This is a genomic window from Phaeobacter sp. (assembly GCF_022825805.1).
Taxonomy (GTDB): Bacteria; Pseudomonadota; Alphaproteobacteria; order Rhodobacterales; family Rhodobacteraceae; genus Phaeobacter.
The window spans coordinates 25929-49696 of record NZ_JAJDWC010000042.1 but is presented as its reverse complement, the minus strand read 5'-3'; the positions used below and the strand labels follow the sequence as shown (position 1 = coordinate 49696).

The following is a 23768-nucleotide window of genomic DNA, read 5'->3' as shown; positions in this document are numbered from 1 at the left end:
CCATGGTGGACACCGACCAGGACCGATTGCCCTCTGGCGCACCGCCTGACCAAACAGGCCAAATCGACGAGGTAGGCCAGGCAGCCAGCACAGCGCCGGATCAGGACCTTGTCGAAAAGGTCGCAGCGCTGAACGCACGCTACAAGCATCACTCCGCAACCGCGGTGATGCAGGCGGCCCTGCAAGACGCTGGCCATGTCGCGCTGGTGTCCTCCTTTGGGGCCGAATCCGTCGTGCTCTTGCACATGGCCGCGCTGGTGGATCAGCTGACGCCGGTTCTGTTTGTCGACACCGAACTGCTGTTCACCGAAACGCTGGTCTATCAGCAAGAGGTGAGCGAGCGGCTGGGCCTGCGCAATGTGCAGGTCATTCGGGCCGATGACATCGCCGAAAAGGACCCCTATGGCGCTCTGCGGTTTTCCGACACCGACGCCTGCTGCAGCCTGCGCAAAACCGTGCCGCTGCAAAAGGCGCTGGCCGGGTTTGACGGCTGGATCACCGGGCGCAAACGGTTCCAATCCGGCACCCGTGCTGCACTTGATTTCTTTGAAATCGAGGAGGGCACCAATCGGATCAAGGTCAACCCGCTGGCCCATTGGGCGCCAGAAGATGTGCGCGCCTATATGACCGAAAACCGCCTGCCCCGTCACCCGCTGGTGGCCAAGGGCTACCCATCGATCGGCTGTGCCCCCTGCACCAGCCCGGTCGCCGAAGGCGAAGATCCCCGCGCCGGTCGCTGGCGCAACCAGACGAAGGAAGAATGCGGCATCCACGTGGTGGATGGCAAATTCATCCGCACAGGAGCATAAGAGATGACTGTCATCATCACCGATGAGGGCTTTGGCCCAGAGACCTGGGACGCGGGGTTTGAGGGCGCAAATGTGCTCGACCTGGCCTCTGACACCGATCCACGGACGCTGGATGATCAACTGGAGGGCGTGGAGATGATCCGCGTGGATTTCCCCTCCTTTGCGGATGGTCGCGGCTTTACCATCGCCCGCCACCTGCGGCTGATCGGCTACAAGGGCCGTCTGCGCGCCAAGGGTCATGTGATCTCCGACCAATACGCCATGGCGCGGCGCACCGGTTTTGACGAGGTGGAAATCTCCGACGAATTGGCGCAACGTCAGCCCGAAGACCAATGGGTGTTCCGCGCCAATTGGCAAAGCCACAACTACCAGGCCCGCATGCGCGCGACCTCCAATCACGCCTGAGCCAGCCAGACCCGAGACTGAAACTGAGCCCGGGAAAACCAGCGAAACCTGTTCCTGACACCGGTCCTGTTGCACATTGCGCAGGGCCGGTGTCACAAATCAGGGGTTTTCCTGACATGTATCAAAGACTAATCAGAGGTGCCGGCTACTCCTCCGGCAGTGCAATCGATGAATGAGATGACCTCCGTGACCGACACAGCAACCGACCAGAAGCCCGCCAAAGCCACCCCCGCGCTGCCCGATGCGCAGACGGTGACCGATGTGAAGCATTGGACCGACCGGCTGTTCTCCTTCCGCTGCACCCGCCCGGCGTCGCTGCGGTTCCGTTCGGGCGAGTTTGTGATGATCGGCCTGATGAACGATCCCGATCCAAAGACCGGCAAGCAAAAGCCGCTGTTGCGCGCCTATTCCATCGCATCGCCCTCCTGGGACGAGGAAATGGAGTTCTACTCGATCAAGGTGCCGGACGGCCCGCTGACCTCCAAGCTGCAGCACATCAAAGTGGGCGATGAAATCATCCTGCGCCCCAAACCCGTCGGCACCCTGGTGCATGACGCGCTGCTGCCGGGCAAACGCATCTGGTTCTTTGCCACCGGCACCGGCTTTGCGCCCTTTGCCTCGCTCCTGCGCGAGCCGCAGACCTATGAGGATTACGACGAGGTCATCATCACCCACACCTGCCGCGAAGCAGGCGAGCTGACCTATGGCCGCGAGTTGATCGAGAGCCTGAAAGAAGACGAGCTGCTGAACGAAGTGATCGGCGAAGGCTTCTGGAAGAAGATCAAATACTACCCGACCACCACCCGCGAAGAGAGCGCAAAGATGGGCCGCATCACCGACCTGATGCGCTCGGGCGAGGCCTTTGCCGATCTGGGCGTGCCACCGCTGAACCCCGAAAGCGACCGCGCGATGATCTGCGGCAACCTGGCCTTCAACCTCGAACTCAAAGACCTGTTCGAAAACACCTACGGTCTGGAAGAAGGCGCCAACTCCAAGCCCGCGCATTTCGTGGTGGAAAAAGCCTTCCTAGACTGACCCCCACCCAGCGCATCGGCCCTGGTGACATCAGGTCCGACATCAGGCCTGACCCCAGGTCTGTATGCATGAGTGCTGGCCAACGCCGGTTTGGCCAAGTTTGCGCAAGACGACACAAAACCCCTGCCCGATTGGCGGGGGTTTTTTACGTCGCAAACTCCGAAACCCGGGTGCCTGATCGCCAGGCATGCAGGATATCATCCACGTTTTGCGATAGCCTGTCGCCGCTGTTGTCGATTTCCAGATCGTAGCAGCGACCTGCATGCACGGTCTGATAGTCCTGTTTCGCTGATCCCAGCGGACGGTCGCCGCGCACCTGCTCCCTGCGACACAACTCATCCAGATCGCAATACACCCCCACAAACAGAACATCAAAAGGACGCAGCAAGCGTTTGAGCTCGCAACACCATCCCGGATTATCAAGAATATGCTCGACGATCACATTGTTTCCGGCCACCAGAAATGCTGGCAAAGAACGGTGGAACCCGTCAAACACCGCCATCCGCATATCCGACCAGTGAAAGCTGCCACTGGCCAATCCCGCGTCCGGCAACACCCCGGCATCGCGCAAATGGTCTATCGACAGATGAAGAAACGGCTTATCGATCCGGCTTTGCAGCGCCTTGGCCAGCGTGGATTTGCCGCTGCTGGAAGGACCATGGAGAAAGATAACGTGACCGGACATAGCACCTGCCTTGCAAATCTTCAGTTCGCACCAGCGCGCCTCGGCGTTCGACTGGCCGTTCGACTGGGCAGGCCCGCAGTATCTGACCTTCTGCGAAACAGCGCAACGAGCAGTTGCTTTTCACCCGCTAGCGATAAGGACGTCGATCAAGACGGCCAATCAGCGCGCCCGCGTTGGTGCGGCCCAAGTGGTCTGTGAAGCATAGCTCGCAGGTGACGTGAGGTGGTTGGTGTCGGGAATGGGGCCTTATCTGCCATCGCCGCTTGGCTGGATGTTGCCAGTGCATGTGGCTGTTTCCAGCCCGAAGCGGACGCAGGGCCCTTGGCATAAATTTGCAATAGCAGCCCTTCGCCGCGCGGGTTGCGAAGGGGCAAGATGCGGACCCTGCTGCCCTTGAACTTCAAACCGCCAACGGCCGCTTTTTTTGAATTAGCGGTTACAAATTCGACGTAAAATCACCTCTGGAAATCCCAGATGTAGAGCTCAAAACCATCGCACGAGTCATGCGATAGAAGCCGCATTTCGAGCAACGAAATGCCTTCATGCATCCGGTCGAAACCAGCACTTCTGCGTATTGCTGCAATATCAAAGAAATCTCGCGAAATCGCGCCAGTATGACCATCGGTAAACGCGTACTCAGAAATGCCGGGTGAAACCACCGCCGCCGCCAAGTTGACTTGTCTTAACCCACTAAAACCTGAAAAATGTTCTGCAAAAACTGCAACTCCATGAAAAGCCTCACGCCATTGAGGGACACTACCTACATCTTGTGAGTTTTCGTTTTGCCAATCTGAGAAATCCCGCAAAATGAAAGCAGTGCAATCTAGGTCTATGACATCCCCGCCCACATCCGTAGAGCGCATAATCCATGCAGAAGTAGGTTCCGCGCGGTCGCGCAAAAGCACTTCTGCTTCGAACGCGCTCATAGTTCGAACCTCTTCGTAGTTTGATTTTCCTATCCGAGTTGCCGCCAAAACATCTTGCAGGAACCAAGGTAGATTAAAATACGGAGCGTCCGCCGCCCAACCGGAACTACCGAGCGGCAATACCCACACTAACAGAAATGCGCCCGTCGATTTTCTCAATTTCGAACATCTGCTCCGAATACCATGCTTGATCATGTTGCAAACTTTACGTTCTTCCGACAACCAGTAATACACGGGAAACGCTTCAACGCAGACCTTCGCGATTGTTGCAGCATTCGTAGGAATGGGCTCAGAGTGGCTGTCGATGCTCTCCGCAGCGGGCGAACGGACCGAACCCAAAGTGCGTGATGCTGCAGAGAGCAGGAATGACAGTTGTTCTTTGCGCGCACCAACGATTGAAAAATCAGCGTGAGATCAATCTTCAGCAAGAAATGGTATTTCGGTCGAAGCGAAACTGTGTAGGGGCAGTGCAGCGGTCTAGTGCGTATGGCACTCTTCCAGTCTTAAGCGCAAATGGGTCACCCGGTAGGGCGGCCACGATAGTCCGCTGTGAAAGAGCTAGGTTTTGACACGCAAACGTACCACCCCGTTTACGCGTTACTGGGTTGTAGCTATTTGATGGGTGGCGCCAACAAATAACCTGTTGTCCAGCCACTACATCCCTTTTGTATTCTTCTGGCACGCCAAGTCTGTTGCCGGGGTACCAAAGCCATGCTTTTCCTTGAGGAGCCAAATAATTGACTTGAAATCCGTGCGCGCGAGAAAAGGACAGGTATGTCGTGTTGGATTGAGGGTAAGATGGGAAGCGGTTTTCGCGGGCATTTACCTCGGCAATTGCATTTCTAGCGTTCGAATGCGGTTGCTGATCAGAACAGCCTAAGGTCATGAAACATATGACCGCTATCGCTCCCCACCTCATAGTGTGATCAATCAGCAAGCCAAAGAAACGGACCACCCCGCAAAGCGGCCTGACACTTTGGTACGCAATTCGGCGAGGTCTGCTGTCGCAATATTTCCGCCGACGAAAGCCAGGATGCCCGGGTTGAACCTCCCATTACATCCCGTGGCTGCGCGTGATGCGGCTTCTACATCTGCGACGAAATACGCAGTGGGAGTTCCAACAAGATCAACCAGCGCTTGATTGCGTTCGGTCACATGGGCGACACGAAACGCTTTGCCATTGACGGTTACGGTCTTGGCTTCAGACAGAGCAGCGTTTGTTTGAGCGAGATTTGTCTCTCGCTGAACCCTTTGCTCTGGTGTGAGTTTCGGACCGCCGCAAGCCGACAACACCGTTGCAACAATAAGAAGAGGAAGTGTGAATCGCATGATATGACCTTAGTGCCTAGTTTCCACACTGGCACTCGATAAACCGTAGGATTGAAAGTGAAGACATTCCTAAAACCACACGTTGATATCCAACTACAACAACGACCACCATTGACACATCTTGAAGTCTAGAGCCGGCATTTGTGCAGCCGCTGCCAAATCCCGGTTTGTCTGCACCGGGAGGTTGTTTCGGCTCTCGCAGCCTCCAAAACCCACCGCGCCTTTTCATCTCGCCCAGCCCCCCTCATCTCCCGCGCCCTGGGGGTGGTGGGGCGCGGGATTGCCGGTGATATGACGGGCTCTGTCGGACCTCAGTTCAGGCCGAGCGCTTCGGCGGTGCGGGTCAGGATCTGTTCCAGCAGTGCTGGGTTGTTGCGGGTCTGATCCAGGGTGGTCAGCAGCACGGTCTTTTGCGCGGCATCCAGATCAGAGGCCTCGATCAGCGCGACCACTTTGGCAAAATCAAACCCCTCCAGGGTCAGCAGCTCGGCTGCGGCAGCGGTACCCTCTGTGGCGGTATCCTCTGTTGCTGTGGCAGCTGCGGTTGCATCGTCGGTTGCTGTGCTGTCGCCACCCGCCTGCTCGCTCGCTTGCTCAGCTGTCTGCTCTACTGTCTGCTCTGCTGTCTGATCAACCAGCTGTTCACCTGCCTCCTCAACCGCCTGCGATGCGGCCTCTTCGAGACCATCCGCCAAAGACTGCAGCGCGGAGCGCGTTTCTTCTGTGGCCTGTTCTGCAGCCCGTTCTGCGGCCTGTGTCGCCTGCTCGGCGGCGTTCTCGATCACCTGTTCAGCTGCAGAGGAAAGTGTGGACGCTGTCACATCATCTGCCCCCTGATTGGCGGCCTCTTCTGCATCTGCTGCCTCTGTGGTGCCTGTTGGTGCGGGCGTCTCGGATGCGGCGGCGCTGTCCTCCACAGGTCCTTCTTCGATGCCCGAGGTGGCGTTGACCGGGGCCGGGGTGATGATCTCTTCTTCTTCCTCAACCACGGTGACACCCGGTGCCTCCCCCTGTGGCAGGCCAGACATGTAAACATAGCCGCCCAACGCAAGGGCGCCGATCCCCAGACCAATAACAACCGGTTTCATGCTCGTTCTCCTTATTGGCAGGGCACGCAGGCCCTGCGGTTGCATGTGCCGCCGATCTGGCCCGTCGCGGCCCCGCCCACAAGGGGGAGAGATCCGGCGCGCACGTCATCGGCCAGCGCGCGCCGACCGGCCCATTTCAGTCGGCAAGAACTGGCGCGCAGCGACCTGTTTGGCTGGGAGGTCTGCACGCCCAGTGGACCGCGGGGTGGCGCGCAGATGTTCAGCGTATGCGCAACCTCAGCGTAAATCCTGCGCAAACTCAGCCAGATCCGCAGCCGCAATACCGGTTCAGGCGGGCAAAGTTGCGGCGCAGCCCCCCGCTCTGTGGCAGAAAGAACCTTGAAAACCGCGATATCGCCGTCCATACCCGCAATACGCTTGAATCACCGGCCCGAGGGCGTTAGTTTCCGGGCACTTTTCCGACGCGACAGAAGGATAGACGTCATAGCTCGCAGACCCCATAATGCGCCGCCGCAACGCGATACCGGCCCGCGCACGAACGAAAAAATCCGTGCCCCCGAAGTGCGCCTGATTGGCGCTGATGGGGATAACGTCGGTGTGGTTCATCCCGCCAAAGCCATGCAGCTGGCCGAAGAAGCCGGGCTCGATCTGGTGGAAATCTCCCCCAACGCGACCCCGCCGGTCTGCAAAATCATGGACTACGGCAAGTTCAAATATGAACAGCAGAAGCGGGAAAGCGAAGCGCGCAAGAAGCAGAAGATCATCGAAGTCAAAGAGGTCAAGTTCCGCCCGAATACGGACACCCATGACTACGAAGTGAAAATGCGCAATGTTTTCAAGTTCCTGGAAAATGGCGACAAGGTCAAAGTGACCCTGCGCTTCCGTGGCCGTGAGATGGCACACCAGAACCTGGGCCGCGACCTGCTGCTGCGCGTCGCCGAGGACATCAAGGACCTGGGCAAGGTCGAAAACATGCCCAAGATGGAAGGTCGTCAGATGATCATGATGATCGGTCCTCTGCCGCAGAAATAATCCGGCATTAGGCGGCACGGTCCACGCGGGCCGCGCCACTCCATAGAATCGCGAAAGCCGCCGCCAGGCATCAGACACACCCCCGCAGGCCATCGCCGCGGGGGTGTTTTTTGTTGCGCCCGCAGCAGGCACCACAGAGTTGTCGGTTAAGGCTGCCAGTTAACGGCCCTCGCTTTATCCCCCCGCTGGCCCCTACCCTGACAACCACACAGATCCGCTCGGCGCTCTGCTCGCTGTGCTGTTCCTCCGGGCAAAGGCTGCAGTTTACACGCAAATTCCTCTTTTGATTTGAGGCATACTTACGGTTTCTTTACGCTCACCCCCTAGCTGGGAAGGCAGAGATCGGTTGTCACCGACATAACATCCGAAAGAAGATGGAGCCTCCTTTGAAGCCTCTTGCCGACGTTCAAAACAGCGCCTTCATGGCTATCGCCCCTTGCCGTGCCGCATCGCTTGCCCTGGTCCTGCTGGCCAAGGAAGATGCGACCCATTCGGCGGAGGACGGCGTTTCCTTGCTGGAACAATCCATCAGCCGCATTTCCGCCGCCCACGACATGCTGACCAGCGGTTTGGACAAGCTGCTGAAGGAGGCTGATCATGAGCTGCCGGAGGATCTGAAAACACAGCGGCGCGAGTCGATCGCGGCACTGCAGCCTTTCGCCGATGTGATCGCAGAGGGCAGCCGCTCCAGCGTGCTGGAGCGCGTGGCATCCATGCCCTCGCTGACGGCGCAATCGCTCTATAAGGTGGAGCCGCAGGTCTCCGCCTTTCTGATCGACATGACCAAAAACATGTTCGATGTGCAAAAGGCCCGCGACAGTGCCCGCGACGAAGGCATGCGTGATGCGATCGAAAACGCCGAAACCGTTGGCCGCCATATCCAGCTGATCGCCTTCAACGCCTCGATCGAAGCCGCCCGCATCGGCGACCAGGGCAAGGGGTTTGCAGTGATCGCCACGGAGATCCGCAATCTGTCCGGGCGCACCCAGACGCTGCTGGATACGATGTCGGACTACCTGCGGACCTGACCCGACCTGATCTGACCTGACCCGAACAACAGCGCTCATCAATCGTCCCCATCAAAGGCGCCAAAGGCCAGCAGCGCAGCTGTGGTCGCGCTCTGCGACCTCAGCCCACTTACACTCCTCTCATAGGACAGCGCCGATGACCCACTGCTCAGATCAGATCAAAGCAGATCAGATCAGGCCGCAGCCGCTTGCACCGCCCGTTTGGTGATCACCTGCACCAGATGGGCGCGATAGGCTTTGCTGCCATGCAGATCCGCAATCATCCCGTCAGGGTCCACGCTCAGCCCCGCAATCGCATCGGCTGAAAACGACTGGCTGAGCGCCGCTTCGGCCTCTTCCCAGCGGAAAACACCCTCCTCGGAGGCGCCTGTCACGGCCACACGCACACCATCTTCGAACCGCGCAACAAACACCCCAACCAGGGCAAAGCGCGATGCCGGCTGGACAAATTTCTCATAAGCCGCCGCCTGCGGCACCGGCATCCGCACATGGGTGATGATTTCATCCTCTTCCAGCGCGGTGGAGAACAGACCCTCGAAATACTCATCCGCCGCGATCTCACGGCGGTGGGTGACGATGGTTGCACCGCTCGCCAAAGCCGCTGCCGGATAACAGGCGGATGGGTCATTGTTGGCCAGTGAACCGCCAATTGTGCCGCGGTTGCGCACCGCCGGATCGCCAATCTGACCCGCCAGCGCTGCCAAAGCCGGATAGCTGTCAGCGGTCGCACGTTCCACGTCGGCGTGGGTGGTCGCTGCGCCGATGGCCAGCGCCTCGCCATCCGGGCAGACCCCTTGCAACTCGTCAATCCCGGTCAGGCTGACCAATGCCTCTGGCATCGCAAGACGCTGCTTCATGGTTGGCAGCAATGTCTGCCCCCCGCCCAGGGCCTGGGCCTCGTCTGCGGCGAGCGCCTGCACCGCCTCTGCGATGGTTGCAGGTCTTACAAAATCGAATTCATACATTTTCGTTTCCTTTCCGACCACCGGAGCGCCGGCTGTCATCTTTCCGAAAATACTCCGGGGGTTTGGGGGGCCCCCCCCCCCATGACCCTCATGAGAATATCCAGACCCGGTCTGCAGCAACCGGATCTGGCGGCCGCTCTGCGATGTGCCTCCCCTTATGGGTTCATCGCCGCCCAGACCCGCGCCGGGCTCAGCGGCATATCGATGTGGGTCACCGGTTTGCCTGCGGACTGCAGCGCATCAATGACCGCGTTGACCACCGCAGGCGGGGTGCCGATGGCGCCAGCTTCGCCGCAGCCCTTCACCCCCAGCGGATTGTGGGTGCAAGGGGTCTGGCAGGAATGATCCACCTCATAAAAGGGCAGATCATCGGCCCGCGGCATCGCATAATCCATGAAAGAGGCTGACAGCAACTGGCCATTGTCATCATAGATGCAGCCTTCCATCAACGCTTGCCCGATGCCCTGACCAATGCCGCCATGCACCTGACCATCGACGATCATCGGGTTGACGATATTGCCAAAATCATCCGCCGCGGCAAAGCGTTCGATGCTGACTTTGCCAGTATCCGGATCGACCTCCACCTCGCAGGCATAGGCCCCGGAGGGATAGGTGAAATTGGCCGGATCGTAGAACGCGGTCTCCTCCAGGCCGGGTTCGATGTCCTCCAGCGGATAGTTGTGCGGCACATAGGCTGCCAGGGTCACATCCCCCCAGGCCAGGGATTTGTCTGTGCCCGCAACGCTGAACTGGCCATCCTTCAGCTCGATATCCGCGTCCGAGGCCTCGAGGATATGGGCGGCGATCTTCTTGGCCTTGGCGATGATCTTTTCCGTGGCGCGCACCATGGCAGAGCCCCCCACCGCCAGCGAGCGGGAGCCATAGGTGCCCATGCCCATCGGGGTGTTGGCAGTGTCGCCATGTTCGATCTCCACCATCTCTTCGGGGATGCCGATCATCTCGGCGATCACCTGCGGGAAGGCGGTTTCATGGCCCTGGCCATGGCTGTGGCTGCCGGTCATCACCACAATGCCGCCGGTGGCGTTGACCCGCACCGTAGCACTTTCATAAAGCCCGGCGCGCGCACCCAGCTGCCCCACCAGATTGGAGGGCGCGATGCCGCAGGCTTCGATGTAGCAATTGACGCCCAGCCCGCGCAGCTTGCCCTTGGCCTCGCTGGCGGCACGACGGGCGGCAAACCCACCAAGATCGGCGATCTCTTCGAGCTTGTCGACAGTGGCGTGGTAGTCGCCGGTGTCATATTCAACCGCCACGGGGGTGGCATAGGGGAATTCGGTGATGAAATTCTGCCGCCGCAGCGCCAGCGGATCAACACCCAGCTCGCGCGCCGCTTTGTCGATGACGCGCTCCAGCTGATAGGTGGCTTCGGGCCGACCCGCGCCGCGATAGGCATCCACCGCCACCGTATTGGTGAACACCGCCTTGACGTTCACATAGATCAGCGGCGTCTTGTAGTTGCCCGCCATCAGCGTGCCATGGAGCCAGGTCGGCACAGAGGGCGCAAAGGTCGACAGATACGCGCCCATATTGGCGTAGGTTTCGGTGCGCAGCGCGGTGAAGTTGTTGTCCGCATCCAGCGCCAGTTCGATCTTGGTGACATGATCGCGACCATGGGCATCCGAGATGAAGGCCTCCGAGCGTGACGATGTCCATTTCACCGCCCGGTTCAGCGCCTTGGCAGCGAAGGTACAAAAGGCCTCTTCCGCGTAGTGGAAGATCTTGGAGCCGAAGCCGCCGCCCACATCAGGCGCCACCACGCGCAATTTATGTTCCGGAATGCCGAGCACGAAGGCGCCCATCAACAGACGGATCACATGGGGGTTCTGCGAGGTGGTGTAGAGCGTGCTTTCCCCCGTGGCGCGATTGAAATCGCCGACCGCGACACGCGGCTCCATCGGGTTGGCCACCAGCCGGTTGTTCACCAGTTCCAGCGTGGTGACATGGGCGGCATTTTGAATGGCCTGATCGACCGCGTCGCGGTTTTCCTCCACAAAACCCCAATCATAACAGAGATTTGAGGTCAGATCGTCATGCACTTTGGTGGCCCCGTCCTGGACCGCCTCTTTCATGTTGATGACCGCTGGCAGCGCCTCGATGTCGACCACGATCGCCTCGGCCGCATCACGGGCCTGTTCTGCGCTATCGGCCACCACGGCTGCAATCGGATCGCCCACATGGCGCACTTTGCCCTGCGCCAAGACCGGGTGGGCGGGCTCTTGCATGACCTCGCCAAAGCGGTCTGTCACCTGCCAGCCGCAGGGCAGACCGCCGACGCCTTCGAAATCGGCGCCGGTGAAGATCCGCACAACGCCGGGCATGGCTGCGGCGGCGGCAGTGTCGACCGACAACAGTCGGCCATGGGCCACATCTGAACGCAGGAAGTGCACATAGGCCTGCCCGTTCAGATTGATGTCATCAGTGTAATTGCCGGTTCCGGTGAGAAACCTGATGTCTTCGCGACGTTTGGTGCTGGCACCGATGCCAGTGAATTTTCCGTCATGATCCTTGGGCATTGTCCAAATCTCCTCCCTGGACGGTCTGCGCGGTGGCGGACCTCTTGGTCATGCTTTGGTTCTAAGCTGAGGCCCGGTCTGCGATGATCCCGTTTTTTGATCCCGGTCTGTGATGGTCCCGTTATGTAGTGGCCCCAAGTATGTGACCCTCATGTTGGTGGGCATGGGCCATGGCATTGGCCTCTGGTGCGCCCTATTCTGCGGGTCCTGTTCTTGTGGCCCGAGTTTGGTGGGCTCTGGTCTGTTGGGATCAGGTCTGGTGGGCTGGCCCCTGTAGGCCTGTCAGCAGCTCTCTCTATTCTCTTTCTGTGTTCGTTAGTTATCGTGGTCCGGCATGGTCTGCCGGTGTCCTTCTGGGGTCCTGCCGGTGTCGTACCCGTGTCGTCCTTCGCTACCGGGTGGCGCGCAAACGATTTACCGTGGACGACCTATTCGGCGGCCAGCGGGGTTTCCGTAGGTTGACCGGAGGCTGCCAGGATCGCCTTGACGATATTGTGGTAGCCGGTGCAGCGACACAGGTTGCCCTCGAGATACTCGCGGATTTCCTGCTCGCTGGGTTCGGGGTTGTCCTGCAGCAAAGCCGCCGCCGACATCACCATGCCCGGTGTGCAAAAGCCGCATTGCAGACCGTGATGATCCTGAAACGCCTGCTGGATCCGGTTCAGCGTGCCATCCGCGGCCGCCTGGCCCTCGATGGTGCCAACCTCGGCCCCGTCTGCTTCCAACGCCAGCATGGTGCAGGATTTCACCGCTTTGCCGTTGACGTGCACCACGCAGGCGCCGCATTGGCTGGTGTCGCATCCGATATGGGTGCCGGTCAGCCCCAGATTGTCGCGCAGAAAACCGGACAGCAACGTGCGCCCCTCGACTTCTCCGCTGGCCGTCTGACCGTTGACGGTCATTGTGACATTCACCATGTCCTCCTCCTTTGGCTGGCAAACACTCGCTCACAAAAGTTAAACACGAGCCGCTGGCCCACGCGAACCCCAAATCGCGCGGCTTGGACTAAAGTCGCAAAACCCCGCTGATTGGCCGCAATTGGCAGCTGGTCGCTTTAGGTGCCGTCCTGATGGCGCGGACGCGGCCGTGTGGGGATCTCTTTCAGCAGGCCGCCAACCCCCAGACCTGCGATATCCTCGGAGCGCACCTCCAGTCCGCAGACAAGCCGCTCCAGCACCCAATCCGCGCCATTGAGCGCGATGGAGCGCGCACACCCCGGTAGGCCCAGAACCGGGCGTCCCGCCAACTGGCCCAGAAACAACAGATTTCCCGGATCCACCGGCATCCCGAAACGGACCATCTGCCCGCCCGCTGCACGCAGGGCACTGGGCGCGACATCCTGCGCATCGGAGGTGGCAGAGCCGGTCAGCACCATGATCAGATCACAGCCGGGCTGATCGTCCACAGAAGCATTCACAGGAGCACTCACGGCGGCGGTCATGGCGGCGGCGAGATCGGGGACGCGGTGCGCCACCACCTGTCGCGGGGCCAGAGCCATGGCGAAACGGTCCAATCGGCCCACAATCGCGGCCCGCCCCTTGTCTGAGGGGATATCATCGGTGACGCGGGTTTCGATCAGCACCGCACGGCGCAGGGTCACGGGCGCAAGCCGGATGGCCCCGGCCACATCGCGGGTGGCGCGCTGCAATGCCGCCTCGGGCACCGCGTAGGAAATGATCTTGGCGGTGGCGACCATGCTGCCAGCATCAGCGCGGTGAAAATCGGGCACCGTGGCGAGCGTGATCATCGGATTGACCGCATTGAGCGCGTTGATGCGGTCCGCCTGCACCCGCACCACACCGGGACCCAGCGCATGCAGGTTGACCCGCCCGGCCCCTGCCCCGGAGATGCGCAACCCGTAGGCCGCCGGATCGGGCAGCAGCGCCTGCGCCAGTCGGCGGGCGGCGTCGTCTTCGTGCAGATCGCCGGGTTCAAGCCGCGCAACCGTCAGGTCCTGATGTCCCGCAGCCGCCAGATCGGCGAGCTCTGCCGCGCCCAGTTCGGTGCCTTTGGCGATGCGCCCATTGGCCCCCTGCAGGGAATGGGCGAGGTAACAGCCCTCGGCCTGCGCAATCGGAACCGTGGCAAAGATCATGGCTGGCGTCCCCGCAACACAGCCGTCATCTCCGCCATGATGGCGACCGCAATCTCTGCAGGGCCACTGGCGCCGATGTTCAGCCCGATGGGACCGTGGATCCGGTCCAGCACCGCGCCGTCAAACCCTGCCGCCTGCATCCGGCTGCGCCGTTTGTCATGGGTGCGGCTGGAGCCGAGGGCCCCGATATAAAAACACTCAGACCGCAGGGCCGCCTCCAGCGCCGGATCATCGATCTTGGGATCATGGGTCAGCAGCACAATCGCGGTGCGCGCGTCCAGACCGATGGCAGCCACCGCTTCGTCCGGCCAATCGTCGCGCAGCTCGGCGTCGGGGAACCGTTCGGGCGTGGCAAAGGCGGCTCTGGGGTCGATGATCACGGGATCATAGCCCGCGATCCGGGCCATCGGGATCAGCGCCTGGGTGATATGCACCGCGCCCACTGCGATCAGGCGCAGGGGTGGCGTGTGGACGGCCACAAAGGAGGTGCCATCCGGTTCCACCCCGGATCGGTCCATGCGGATGCGCTCATCATGGCCGCTGCGCTCCAACCGCCCTGCGCCGGTGTCGAGATCGACCACGTAACAGACGGCTTCGCGGTTCGCGCGTGCGGCAACGAGATCGGCCAGCAGCGCCTCTGGCAGGGAGCCGCCCACCGGTTCGACCAGAATGCGGATAGTGCCGCCGCAGGCCAGACCGACCGCAAAGGCATCATCGTCGCTGACGCCGAATTCCAACAGCTGGTGCTTCCCATCTGCGATGGCCTCTTGCGCGGCGAGGATCACTGCCCCTTCGACACAGCCGCCGGACACCGACCCTTCGATGCGGCCATCACCGGCGACCACCAGCTGCGATCCGATGCGCCGCGGCGCGGAGCCCCAGGTTTCCACAACTGTGGCAAGCGCAGCCCCTGCACCAGCGCGGTGCCAGTTCAGCGCCTGTTCGGGGATGGCATCAAAACGATCAAACAGCGGGGGTTGGGTCATCGGCATCCTCGATTTTGGTGGCTGTCACAGAGATAAGGCTGATTGGGTCCTGCGAAAAGGTGGCGGATGTGCAAACCCTTGAAAACCGGACTTTGGTCGCAGAGCCGCGAGACACAATGAGGCCTGCGACAGGGCGCGCAATGGATCACGCGAGCGCGGCGATGTGTCGGTGGTCTCGCCCCCGTGCTGCCAACAGCGGCGCACCGCGCAAGCCCCAAACGCTGCGCTCTTGTCGGCCCGTCAGATTGCATGGCTCTGGGGATGGCATGGCTATGGGGCAGACAGGTGATCCGTCATCTGCCCCAGTGGAACCTTCAGCAGTACGATCTGAGCCGGGTCAGAGCGGGGCTGATCAGTTCAGCTTGGACAGTTTTTCCTGCAACTCCGCCAGCTGCTGTTTGATCGCGTCCAGATCGTCGCTGGTTTTTTCCGGCTGATCCGGCGGCGGTGTGGATCCGCCGGTCCATCCGCTGGACAGCCCGCCGGTCATCGCCTTCAGGAAAGCCTGTTGCTGCGCCTGAATGGCCTCGAACCCCGGGATCTGCGCCATCGGGTTCATCGCGTTCATGTTCTTGACCATCTTATCCTGGCTTTCGCGCAGCATTTCAAAGGAGCTTTGCAAGAACTGCGGCATCACCCCGCCACCGGGCACCATGTAGCTGCGCACCAGATCGTTCAGCACCGTCACCGGCAGGATGTTTTCCCCGCGGCTTTCGTGTTCGGCAATGATCTGCAGCAGATATTGGCGGGTCAGGTCATCGCCGGATTTCAGATCGACAATCTGCACTTCGCGCCCTTCGCGGATGAAACCGGCGATGTCTTCGAGCGTGACGTAATCGCTGGTCTCGGTGTTGTAGAGCCGCCGACTGGCATATCGCTTGATCAACAACGGTTTTTCCTGCTCCGACATCGCGCCTCTCCCCGGTAATGATGCGTTGCAGCAAAGCCTATGCGAGCGCAAAACAAAAGGGAAGCATTTGCCCGACAGGCGCAAGATTTGATCACCCGATCCAAAGACGCCGCAGCCGGCCGGACATAGCCCCGCTTGCGCTCACTCCCGCGGTCTTAATGACCCGCACTCAAAATGCTGCATCTGCAGCATGATCCGCCGAGGTCTTGCAAGACCTGCGCAACATGCGCCGCCTGACCGGACGGCACGGGCCAAGTGATGCTGGCAAGTGATACGGCCACCGCAGCGCTGCCGGGGATGGCACAGAGGAGGCACAGGCACAAAAAAGGGGCACGTACGAAAAAGGGGCAGGCAAGAAAAAGGGGCAGACCTTTCGGACTGCCCCGCCTTCTGCAAGGAGACAAAAGAGGGAGGAGGAGTAATTGCCCCCTTGCGGTCGTCGCGTGGATTACTTCGCTGCGGCTTTCTTCGCGGCGGCGGTCACGTCGTTGGTGGCTTTCTTCACTGCGGCAGTGGCCTCTTCGGACATGTTTTTGCCCGCGGACATCATCAGCTCGACGGTGTCCATCTGCACTTTCTTTGCCACTTCGGCGAAGGCTGCCATGTTCTCAGCGGCCACTTCGGCAGAGGCGGACGCGAAATCGGTTGCGGCTTTGGCGTAGTCAGCAGGCTCGGATTTGGCTTTGGACATGTCGCCCATCTTTGCCAGGGTTTCTTTGGCCCAGCTGTTGGAGATCTCAGCGGATTTTTCAGCCGCTTCCAGCGCAACGCTGGAGAGTTTTTCGTTCAGAGCTGCGGTGTTCTTGAACGCATCTTCCATCGCGGAGGTGTCCACCGGGAACGCGCCCAGCATGTCTTTCATCACAGCGGTAAAATCTTGGGTCTTCGCCATTGTACTCGTTCCTTTGGTTCCGCGGCTGAGCCACTCTGCCGCCTTAGCATGACCCGAATATGCATTCTGCGTCGCAGCATTTCAAGGTTTTTTTGCTGCAATGCAGAAAAAACTGCGCAAGCCACTGTTTCTGCGAGGAATGCTGCACCTGCACAATGGCCAATCTCAGGCGTCAGTCCTTGCGCCCGCCTGAGCGCCCGCCTGAGTGTCTGACTGGCTATTTGTCTGGGTATCTGCCCCGATATCCGCCTCAATATCAGCCTGCGCCTTCACGCGGACATAGCTGCCGGGCGCTGATGCGAGGGAGGGATAACCCGAATCACCGGGGATGCGCGCGGGCACCTGTTTGCCGGAGCGTTTCTTCAGCCAGCTTTCCCAGCGCGGCCACCAGGAGCCCTCTTGGAATGTTGCCGCCTCGCGCCAACTGTCGGCGTCACCTTTCAGATCTTTGTTGGTGTAATGGCCGTATTTGTTGCGGCTGGGCGGATTGACGATGCCCGCGATATGGCCGGATTGCGCGACCACGAAGGTTTTGGAGCGCGAGCCCATCTGCTGCACGCCGCGATAGCAGTCTTTCCAATTGGCGATGTGATCTGTTTCGCAGGTGATCGCCATCAGCGGCACCGTCACCTCGCGCAGAGACAGGCGATGACCCATCAGTTCGAACCCGCCGTCGGCGAATTCATTGCGCTGGCACAGCCCCCGCAAATACTGCATTGCCATCCGGCCCGGCAGGTTGGCGCCATCGCCATTCCAATAGAGCAAATCAAAGGCGGGCGGGGTCTCTCCCATCATGTAGCTGCGGATCGCAGGGCCATAGACCAGATCATTGGCGCGCAGAAACGAGAAGGTGCGGGCCATGATATAAGAGCGCAGCAGGCCGCGATTGTTGATCTCTTCTTCGATGCCATCAATGAAATCGTTTTGCAGAAACGGCGTGAACTCCCCCTGGTCGGAAAAATCCGTAAGCGCCGTGAAGAGCGTCGCCGATTTGACGGAGGTGTCGCCGCGCTGCTTCAACAGGGCCAGCGTCAGGCTGAGCGTGGTGCCCGCGATGCAATAGCCCACGGCGTTCACCTGTTTTACCTTGCAGATCGACTTGGCCACCTCAATCGCGGTCAGATAGCCCTGTTCGATGTAATCCTCGAGCCCCAGATCCGCGTCAGCCTCTGTCGGGTTCAGCCAGGAGACCACGAACAGAGTGTAGCCCTGTTCGGTGACCCATTTGATCAGGCTGTTCTGCGCCTTCAGATCGAGAATGTAGTATTTGTTGATCCACGGCGGGAACAGCACAATCGGCGTTTCATGCACGGTTTTGGTGGTCGGGTGATATTGGATCAGCTCCATCATCCGGTTGCGATACACCACCTCGCCGGGGGTTGTGGCGATGTTGCGGCCGATTTCAAACGCGCTTTCATCGGCCAGGCGCACCACCAGTTCGCCTTTGTTTGCCTCTAGATCCGCGACCAGGTTTTCCAGCCCCTGGATCAGCGATTGCCCATCGGTTTCCACCGCTTTTTCCAGCGCATCGGGGTTGGTGGCGAGAAAATTGGTCGGTGCCATCATCTGCACGATCTGATCGGCGAAATAGCGGATGCGCTTGCGGTCGATGTCTTCGAGCGTGTCGATCTCGCTGACGGCATCGCGGATCATCTGGGCGTTGGTGAGATATTGTTGCTTGATGTAGTGAAAATAAGGGTGGCTGTCCCACATCGGATTGGCGAAGCGGCGATCTTTGGGGCCAGCGCTGCAGGGGGCGGTTTTGGCAGGCGCCTGATCGGAAGCCTCATCAGAAGACCCAGATGTCGGATCCAATTGTTTGGCAAGAAGGCTCTGGGCTTCGGCGAAATTCACCACCGCTTGGCCCCAATAGGCCACTTGATGCTCCAGCAATTTGCCCGGATTTTCCACCATTTCCGCCCAATAGGCCGTTGCTGCACGCGCAAACAACTCCTGATTCGGGCCGTCCAAAGAACTGGGGTGTGGTTTCTTCTGGGCCAGGATTTCAATCAGACGCTTGGACAGCTGCTCCACACGGCCCATATTTTCCTTAATACGTTCAAGGTGTTCCGATGAGATCTCTGTCCCGGCGCTGTCACTTGTTGTCATCTTAATAAATCCCCCCTACCCTTTCTGCTGTGCAGAATAACGTCGCACCATCATACGACAAACAGACAACACGTCAGGTGCAATGTGACACAACCGCACGATGAGCCCCACCGGGCGCAGGTCACAGGTCGGATTCAGAGACAGGTCCGCCCGCTGACCCACAGGCGTGCGCAGCGGTGGTGATCGCGGGACGAGGCCCCGCAGGAACAGCTGGCCAGACGGGGTGACCGTGGGTTGGCAATATGGCCCGCCGGGGCCGCTGCAACCATGGCCCGGCCGGGCCGCTGCAACGGAGAGCAGTGATGCGTTACATGATGTCCTATGATCTGATGGAAACCATGCGCAATACCAACCAATGGTTGGGTGCAACAGCGCTGTCCATCGCCTCTGCACCTGCTTTTGCCGCTTGGCCCAATCCCGGACTGAACTGGATGGCCGCCTGGGGCGAAGTCACCGAACGCAGTTTTCAGAGAATGGTGGCCAAACCCGATTGGGGCATCCGCACCTTCACCTGCGAGGATGGCAAGGATCATCTGGTCGATATCACCACGGTGGTCGAACGCCCGTTTGGCGATCTGGTCCATTTCCGCGTCAACGGACGTCCTGAACAGCCGCGCAAGGTGCTGCTCGTCGCGCCGATGTCCGGCCACTACGCGACCCTGCTGCGCTCCACCGTGAAGAGCCTGATCGTGAATTGCGAGGTCTATGTCACCGATTGGCATAATGCCCGCGATATTCCGGTGTCGGCGGGCAAGTTCGACATCGAAGACTACACGCTCTATCTGGTTGATTTCATGCGTGAACTGGGGCCGGACACCCATGTTATTGCGGTCTGCCAGCCCGCGCCGCTGACGCTCGCGGCCACGGCCTATCTGGCGGAACAGGACCCCGAGGCGCAGCCCTCCTCGCTGACGCTGATTGGCGGGCCGGTCGACCCGGATGCCACCCCCACCGATGTGACCGATTTTGGCCGCCGCGTGACCATGGGCCAGCTGGAAGAAACCATGATCCAGCAGGTTGGGTTCAAATACAAGGGCGTCGGGCGCAAGGTGTATCCCGGGCTGCTGCAGTTGAGTTCGTTCATGTCGATGAATGCCGAACGCCACACCAAGGCGTTTATGGATCAGATCCTGCGGGTCAGCCGCAGCGAGGCCTCCGACCATGATTCCCACAACCGGTTTTACGACGAATATCTGGCGGTGATGGATATGACGGCGGAGTTTTACCTCTCCACCGTGGAGCGTATCTTCAAGGACCGTGAAATTGCACGCAATGCCTTTGTGGTGAACGGCCATCAGGTCGATATCGGCGCGATCACCGATGTGGCCGTCAAAACGGTCGAAGGCGCCAATGACGACATTTCCGCCCCTGGCCAATGTATCGCGGCGCTGGATCTGTGCACCGGCCTGCCAGAGACGAAAAAGGCGAGCCATGTGGAACCCGGTGCTGGCCACTACGGCATTTTTGCCGGGCGCAGCTGGCGCGACAATATCCGCCCGCTGGTGATCGATTTCATGAACGCCAACACCCGCAGCGCTGCGAAGGCCAAAACCCGCACCAAACGGAGCAAAGCCGCCAAGTGATCCTGTCGGCCTGCAACGTCTAACCGCGATCAACGTCTTGATCCGGGTCGTGGAGACCGGGGCAGTGGCGATCACAGCGGCTTGGCTGGGATAGGCAGGATCAGAACTGGGCGGATCAGGATAGCGCGGCGCGGTGCGAACTGTTACAGAGGGGCTGGATCAAGGGAGCCCCGACATGGCCAACGCTTTGGAATTTTCCTGTAATTGTGGCGATCTTTGCGGTCATTTGACGCCAGAGGCGCAACGTGCGGGCACCCGGATCGAGTGTTTCTGCCCGGATTGCAGAGCGGCCGAGCTGCATTTCCAACAACCTGATCCCGCGCCCGGTGCTGTTGATCTGTTCCAAACCACCCCCGATGGCATTCACATCACCAAAGGTGCGGAGAATCTGCGTCTGATGCGGCTCAGCCCGCGGGGATTGATGCGCTGGTATGCGGGCTGTTGCGGCGCGCCCATTGCCAATACGCTGGCAAAACCGGGGCTGCCTTTTGTCGGGCTGCGCAGCGACCGCTTTGCCGATCCTGCTGCCTTGGGCAAGATCAAGGCCCGTGCCTTTGTGCCGCAACCGGGCAAGGCCCCGCGCACCTATGGCGGCGCGCGCATGGCGTTGGCGCTGCTCAGCCGGATGATCACGGTCCGCATGTCAGGACGTTGGAGAGAGACACCGTTTTTCGATGTCGAGACCGGCACCCCCGTGGCCGAGGCTGAGGTGATCAGCAAAGAGGCCCGCGCCGCGTTGTTGCCATAACGGCGGGAGCTTGCTGAGCTGTGGGCTGAGGCATTCCCAGCAATCCACCCATGGGCCTACAAGCATGGGCCCACAAGACAGCCAGGAGCGGCGCCCAGCGCATCTTTACCGCGTGATTATAACGGGTTGGTCAGGGTGAGCGGCGGCAATGGCTTGCCCTTCTCCGCAGTTTCTGTGGGCTCCGTTGGCTCTGTGGTATCTGCTGTTTCCGCAGGTCCCTCAGCCACTGCCGCTTGGTTGGGCTGTTGCACCTCTTGGGGCGCCTCACTCTCGCGCGGGCTCTCAGCGGGATCGACCGTGTCCTGTGCCAACCATTCGGCCAGAACGGTGATCACCTCCTGCGGTTTTTCCAGCGTCGGCACATGCCCAGCGCCCTGCACCACATGCAAACGGGCGTTTGGCATCAGGGTTGCCATGAATTCGTGGCGTTTCACCGGCGTGATCGGATCCGCATCGCCGCAGATCACCAGGGTCGCACCTCTAAACCGCCGCAGGCTGCCCTGTTGGTCGGTGCGCCGCTGCATGGCCCGCGCGCGAGCGACAAAAAACGCCTCCCCCAGCATCAGCGCCTGCGTGTGCAGCTGACCCAAAATCTCCATCCGCTGCGGCGACGGCGCCAGCGCCTCGGGCGGCAGTGCCGTGGCCAGCACATCCTCAAGCCGTCCGGTGCGCGCCCGTATGATCAGCGGTTCGCGCGCAGCCGCCTGATCCGGTGTGTCCGGCAGGGGCGTGGTGGACATCAGGCAAAGCCGGGTGATCCGCTCAGGGGCGCGGCGACACAGCTCCATCGCGACGACACCGCCCAGACCGTGGCCCAGCAAGGCAAACCGCGCGGGCAACTGATCCAACAGGTGGCGCGCGATCACCTCGATTCGGTCCCCGCCGGCGGGCGGCGCCACCATCACCGGCAATACGCCCGATAGCGCACGCAGCTGCGGTTCGAACAACACGGCATCGCCAATCAGCCCCGGGATCATCACCAGAGGCTCGACAATCGGGGGGGAGGCCGCCTTATCCGTCATGGCCGTTCCACCGGAATGCACCATTTTCAGCCAGAGGCGAAAACGGGTTGTGGGCAATTTCCCAGATATGTCCGTCTGGTGCGCGGAAATATCCGATGGTGCCACCCCAGAAGACCTCTCCCGCAGGGCGCAGGACAGTGGCCCCCGCAGCCTCTGCCGCAGCCATCAACTGCGCGACCTCAGCAACGGTGCGGGTGTTGTGGCTGAGCGTCATGGCCCCATGGCCGAGCTGTTCAACCGGCAGGCCAATATCCTCTGCCAGTGCCGCAAGCGGGTAAAGGCCAAGCGTCTGCGAGATCAGATCAAAGGCCACCACCCCATCGGGGCTGTCGCAGCGCTGCCAGCCCAGCTGTTCATAAAACGCGGCTGCGACCTCCATATCCGGCACGCCGAGGGTGATCAGGCTGACCCGCTGCTCCATCCTGCGTGTTTCTGTGCTGTTGTCCTGCATCTCTGCCCTCTGCTCGACAGTTGCTCTGCCCGTTTTCTGATCCGGTTTGGCCCGGTTCTTTCCTGCGCGGCCCCATTTCTGCGACCCCAGTTCCGCAGCCTCCAGTTCTGCGGCCTTAGCAAAGGCGACCACCAGAGCACCGCTGTTTTTGCCCGTCACAGCCCAGAGGCTATGACGTCACATACAACCCTGCCCTGCAAATCAGGGGCAGGATACAGTCAGCCTATGCCAAATTGCGGGCTTGTCCTAGCCCCCGGTTGCAGCCCCCTGCCCACAGGCTGTCAACATCAGGCTACCAAAAGAGTGCCACCGGTACACGGGTCGCCCACACTAGTCGCCCATACGGGTCGCCCAGATCGGTCAGGCTAGGCTGCCAGCGCCAGCACCTCCTCCAGCGCCTGCTCGATCAAGGCCAAACAGCGTGGATCGGAAAAGCGGTGATCGGCGTCTTTCACCAGGGTCAGCCGCATGTCGTCACATTGCGCATGATCCAGCAGCCGCAGCGCGGTTTCGGTGCTGACCGCGCTGTCATCCGTGCCCTGCAAACAGCGCACCGGAAACGGCAACGCCAGCTCCGAGCGCAGCACGAGGTTTTCGCGACCGTTCTCCACCATGCGCTGGGTCACCACATAGGGCTCCATATAATCGCTGGGCAGCTCCACCCGGCCTTTGGTCTGCAACTCCGCCTTTTGCGCATCCGTGAAGTTTGCCCAATAGCCGTCTTCAGTGAAATCCGGCGCGGCAGCGATGGTCACCATCCCGGCGATGCGCGCGGGCAAGGCGCGACCCAACAACAGCGCCTGCCAGCCCCCCATGGACGAGCCCACCGGAATGATCGCCCCCGTGGTCAGCGCCTGCACCGCCGCCACCGTGTCCTCATGCCAATCACCGATGCAGCCCTCTTCGAACTGGCCGGAGCTTTCGCCATGACCGGAGTAATCAAACCGCAGAAACGCCCGGCCCTGCGCCTTGGCCCAGGCTTCCAAATGCACGGCCTTGGTGCCTTCCATGTCGGATTTGAGCCCGCTCAGAAACACCACCGTCGGCCCGGCCCCTTCGGTCTTGTGATAAGCGATTCGCCGGCCCTGCGGCGTCTCCAGATAGGTGGCGGGGGGAACAGCGGACATCCGGCAACTCCTTTGGGTTTTCACGGTTCCCTCTGAAATGCCACGTTT

22 protein-coding genes are annotated in these 23768 nt (G+C 60.6%); 7 read left to right on the top strand and 15 right to left on the bottom strand.

What is annotated here, in order from left to right; all coding sequences use genetic code 11:
• Positions 1-2 precede the first annotated feature (2 nt).
• The 3 genes from Q0C28_RS04645 (at position 3) to Q0C28_RS04635 (ending at position 2249) form a co-directional block, all read left to right on the top strand.
• Complete coding sequence (locus Q0C28_RS04645) at positions 3-809, top strand: phosphoadenylyl-sulfate reductase (RefSeq protein WP_293573482.1); 807 nt, start codon at positions 3-5, stop codon at positions 807-809.
• 3 nt (positions 810-812) lie between these two features.
• Positions 813-1214 carry a DUF934 domain-containing protein gene (locus Q0C28_RS04640; RefSeq protein WP_293573481.1) on the top strand — a complete coding sequence of 134 codons (402 nt, stop codon included), beginning with the start codon at positions 813-815 and terminating at the stop codon, positions 1212-1214.
• Between the two features lie 168 nt (positions 1215-1382).
• Positions 1383-2249 carry a ferredoxin--NADP reductase gene (locus Q0C28_RS04635; RefSeq protein ID WP_293573480.1) on the top strand — a complete coding sequence of 289 codons (867 nt, stop codon included), beginning with the start codon at positions 1383-1385 and terminating at the stop codon, positions 2247-2249.
• A gap of 145 nt (positions 2250-2394) precedes the next feature.
• On the opposite strand, the gene Q0C28_RS04630 is transcribed toward Q0C28_RS04635, so the two are convergent.
• From Q0C28_RS04630 to Q0C28_RS04615, 4 genes are all read right to left on the bottom strand, one after another.
• Positions 2395-2934, bottom strand: coding sequence for an AAA family ATPase (locus Q0C28_RS04630; RefSeq protein WP_293573479.1), 540 nt, complete (start codon positions 2932-2934; stop codon positions 2395-2397).
• A gap of 455 nt (positions 2935-3389) precedes the next feature.
• Positions 3390-4055 (bottom strand): hypothetical protein, encoded by a 666-nt coding sequence (locus Q0C28_RS04625; protein ID WP_293573478.1) that lies wholly within the window; start codon positions 4053-4055, stop codon positions 3390-3392.
• Between the two features lie 735 nt (positions 4056-4790).
• Positions 4791-5189, bottom strand: coding sequence for a hypothetical protein (locus Q0C28_RS04620; RefSeq protein WP_293573477.1), 399 nt, complete (start codon positions 5187-5189; stop codon positions 4791-4793).
• A 311-nt stretch (positions 5190-5500) separates the two neighbouring features.
• Positions 5501-6277, bottom strand: a complete 777-nt coding sequence (locus Q0C28_RS04615) for a hypothetical protein (RefSeq protein WP_293573476.1) — start codon at positions 6275-6277, stop codon at positions 5501-5503.
• 444 nt (positions 6278-6721) lie between these two features.
• Here Q0C28_RS04615 and infC point away from each other — a divergent pair, with 444 nt between their 5' ends.
• Together infC and Q0C28_RS04605 are read left to right on the top strand one after the other, a co-directional pair.
• A complete protein-coding gene (gene infC / locus Q0C28_RS04610; RefSeq protein WP_293573497.1) occupies positions 6722-7270 on the top strand; it encodes a translation initiation factor IF-3 in 549 nt (182 codons plus the stop codon).
• Positions 7271-7692: 422 nt separating this feature from the next.
• Positions 7693-8298: a methyl-accepting chemotaxis protein gene (locus Q0C28_RS04605; RefSeq protein ID WP_293573475.1), complete on the top strand. Its 606-nt coding sequence runs from the start codon at positions 7693-7695 to the stop codon at positions 8296-8298.
• Between the two features lie 173 nt (positions 8299-8471).
• Here the strand turns inward: Q0C28_RS04605 and Q0C28_RS04600 are convergent, their stop codons facing one another.
• From Q0C28_RS04600 to phaC, 8 genes are all read right to left on the bottom strand, one after another.
• A complete protein-coding gene (locus Q0C28_RS04600) occupies positions 8472-9263 on the bottom strand; it encodes a xanthine dehydrogenase family protein subunit M (RefSeq protein ID WP_293573474.1) in 792 nt (263 codons plus the stop codon).
• A 155-nt stretch (positions 9264-9418) separates the two neighbouring features.
• The gene (locus Q0C28_RS04595; protein WP_293573473.1) at positions 9419-11797 is read right to left on the bottom strand and encodes a xanthine dehydrogenase family protein molybdopterin-binding subunit; all 2379 of its coding nucleotides are present in this window, start codon (positions 11795-11797) and stop codon (positions 9419-9421) included.
• 428 nt (positions 11798-12225) lie between these two features.
• Complete coding sequence (locus Q0C28_RS04590; RefSeq protein WP_293573472.1) at positions 12226-12714, bottom strand: (2Fe-2S)-binding protein; 489 nt, start codon at positions 12712-12714, stop codon at positions 12226-12228.
• A gap of 137 nt (positions 12715-12851) precedes the next feature.
• Positions 12852-13892 (bottom strand): molybdopterin-binding protein, encoded by a 1041-nt coding sequence (locus Q0C28_RS04585; protein ID WP_293573471.1) that lies wholly within the window; start codon positions 13890-13892, stop codon positions 12852-12854.
• Positions 13889-14878, bottom strand: coding sequence for an XdhC family protein (locus tag Q0C28_RS04580; RefSeq protein WP_293573470.1), 990 nt, complete (start codon positions 14876-14878; stop codon positions 13889-13891). The genes Q0C28_RS04585 and Q0C28_RS04580 overlap by 4 nt, the downstream gene beginning before the upstream one ends.
• A gap of 352 nt (positions 14879-15230) precedes the next feature.
• Positions 15231-15788, bottom strand: coding sequence for a polyhydroxyalkanoate synthesis repressor PhaR (phaR, locus tag Q0C28_RS04575; RefSeq protein WP_293573469.1), 558 nt, complete (start codon positions 15786-15788; stop codon positions 15231-15233).
• A gap of 448 nt (positions 15789-16236) precedes the next feature.
• Positions 16237-16680, bottom strand: a complete 444-nt coding sequence (locus Q0C28_RS04570; protein WP_293573468.1) for a phasin family protein — start codon at positions 16678-16680, stop codon at positions 16237-16239.
• Between the two features lie 165 nt (positions 16681-16845).
• Entirely contained in the window at positions 16846-18789 is a 1944-nt protein-coding gene (gene phaC / locus Q0C28_RS04565; protein WP_293573467.1) for a class I poly(R)-hydroxyalkanoic acid synthase, read from the bottom strand.
• A 302-nt stretch (positions 18790-19091) separates the two neighbouring features.
• Here phaC and phaZ point away from each other — a divergent pair, with 302 nt between their 5' ends.
• Together phaZ and Q0C28_RS04555 are read left to right on the top strand one after the other, a co-directional pair.
• Positions 19092-20372, top strand: coding sequence for a polyhydroxyalkanoate depolymerase (gene phaZ, locus Q0C28_RS04560; protein WP_293573466.1), 1281 nt, complete (start codon positions 19092-19094; stop codon positions 20370-20372).
• A gap of 175 nt (positions 20373-20547) precedes the next feature.
• On the top strand, positions 20548-21120 hold the full coding sequence (locus Q0C28_RS04555; RefSeq protein WP_293573465.1) for a DUF6151 family protein: 573 nt from the start codon (positions 20548-20550) through the stop codon (positions 21118-21120).
• Between the two features lie 116 nt (positions 21121-21236).
• Here Q0C28_RS04555 and Q0C28_RS04550 read toward each other — a convergent pair whose 3' ends face one another.
• From Q0C28_RS04550 to Q0C28_RS04540, 3 genes are all read right to left on the bottom strand, one after another.
• Positions 21237-22142, bottom strand: a complete 906-nt coding sequence (locus Q0C28_RS04550) for an alpha/beta hydrolase (protein WP_293573464.1) — start codon at positions 22140-22142, stop codon at positions 21237-21239.
• Positions 22132-22563 carry a VOC family protein gene (locus tag Q0C28_RS04545; protein ID WP_293573496.1) on the bottom strand — a complete coding sequence of 144 codons (432 nt, stop codon included), beginning with the start codon at positions 22561-22563 and terminating at the stop codon, positions 22132-22134. The genes Q0C28_RS04550 and Q0C28_RS04545 overlap by 11 nt, the downstream gene beginning before the upstream one ends.
• Positions 22564-22958: 395 nt before the next feature.
• The gene (locus Q0C28_RS04540; RefSeq protein WP_293573463.1) at positions 22959-23720 is read right to left on the bottom strand and encodes an alpha/beta hydrolase; all 762 of its coding nucleotides are present in this window, start codon (positions 23718-23720) and stop codon (positions 22959-22961) included.
• Positions 23721-23768: the final 48 nt, after the last annotated feature.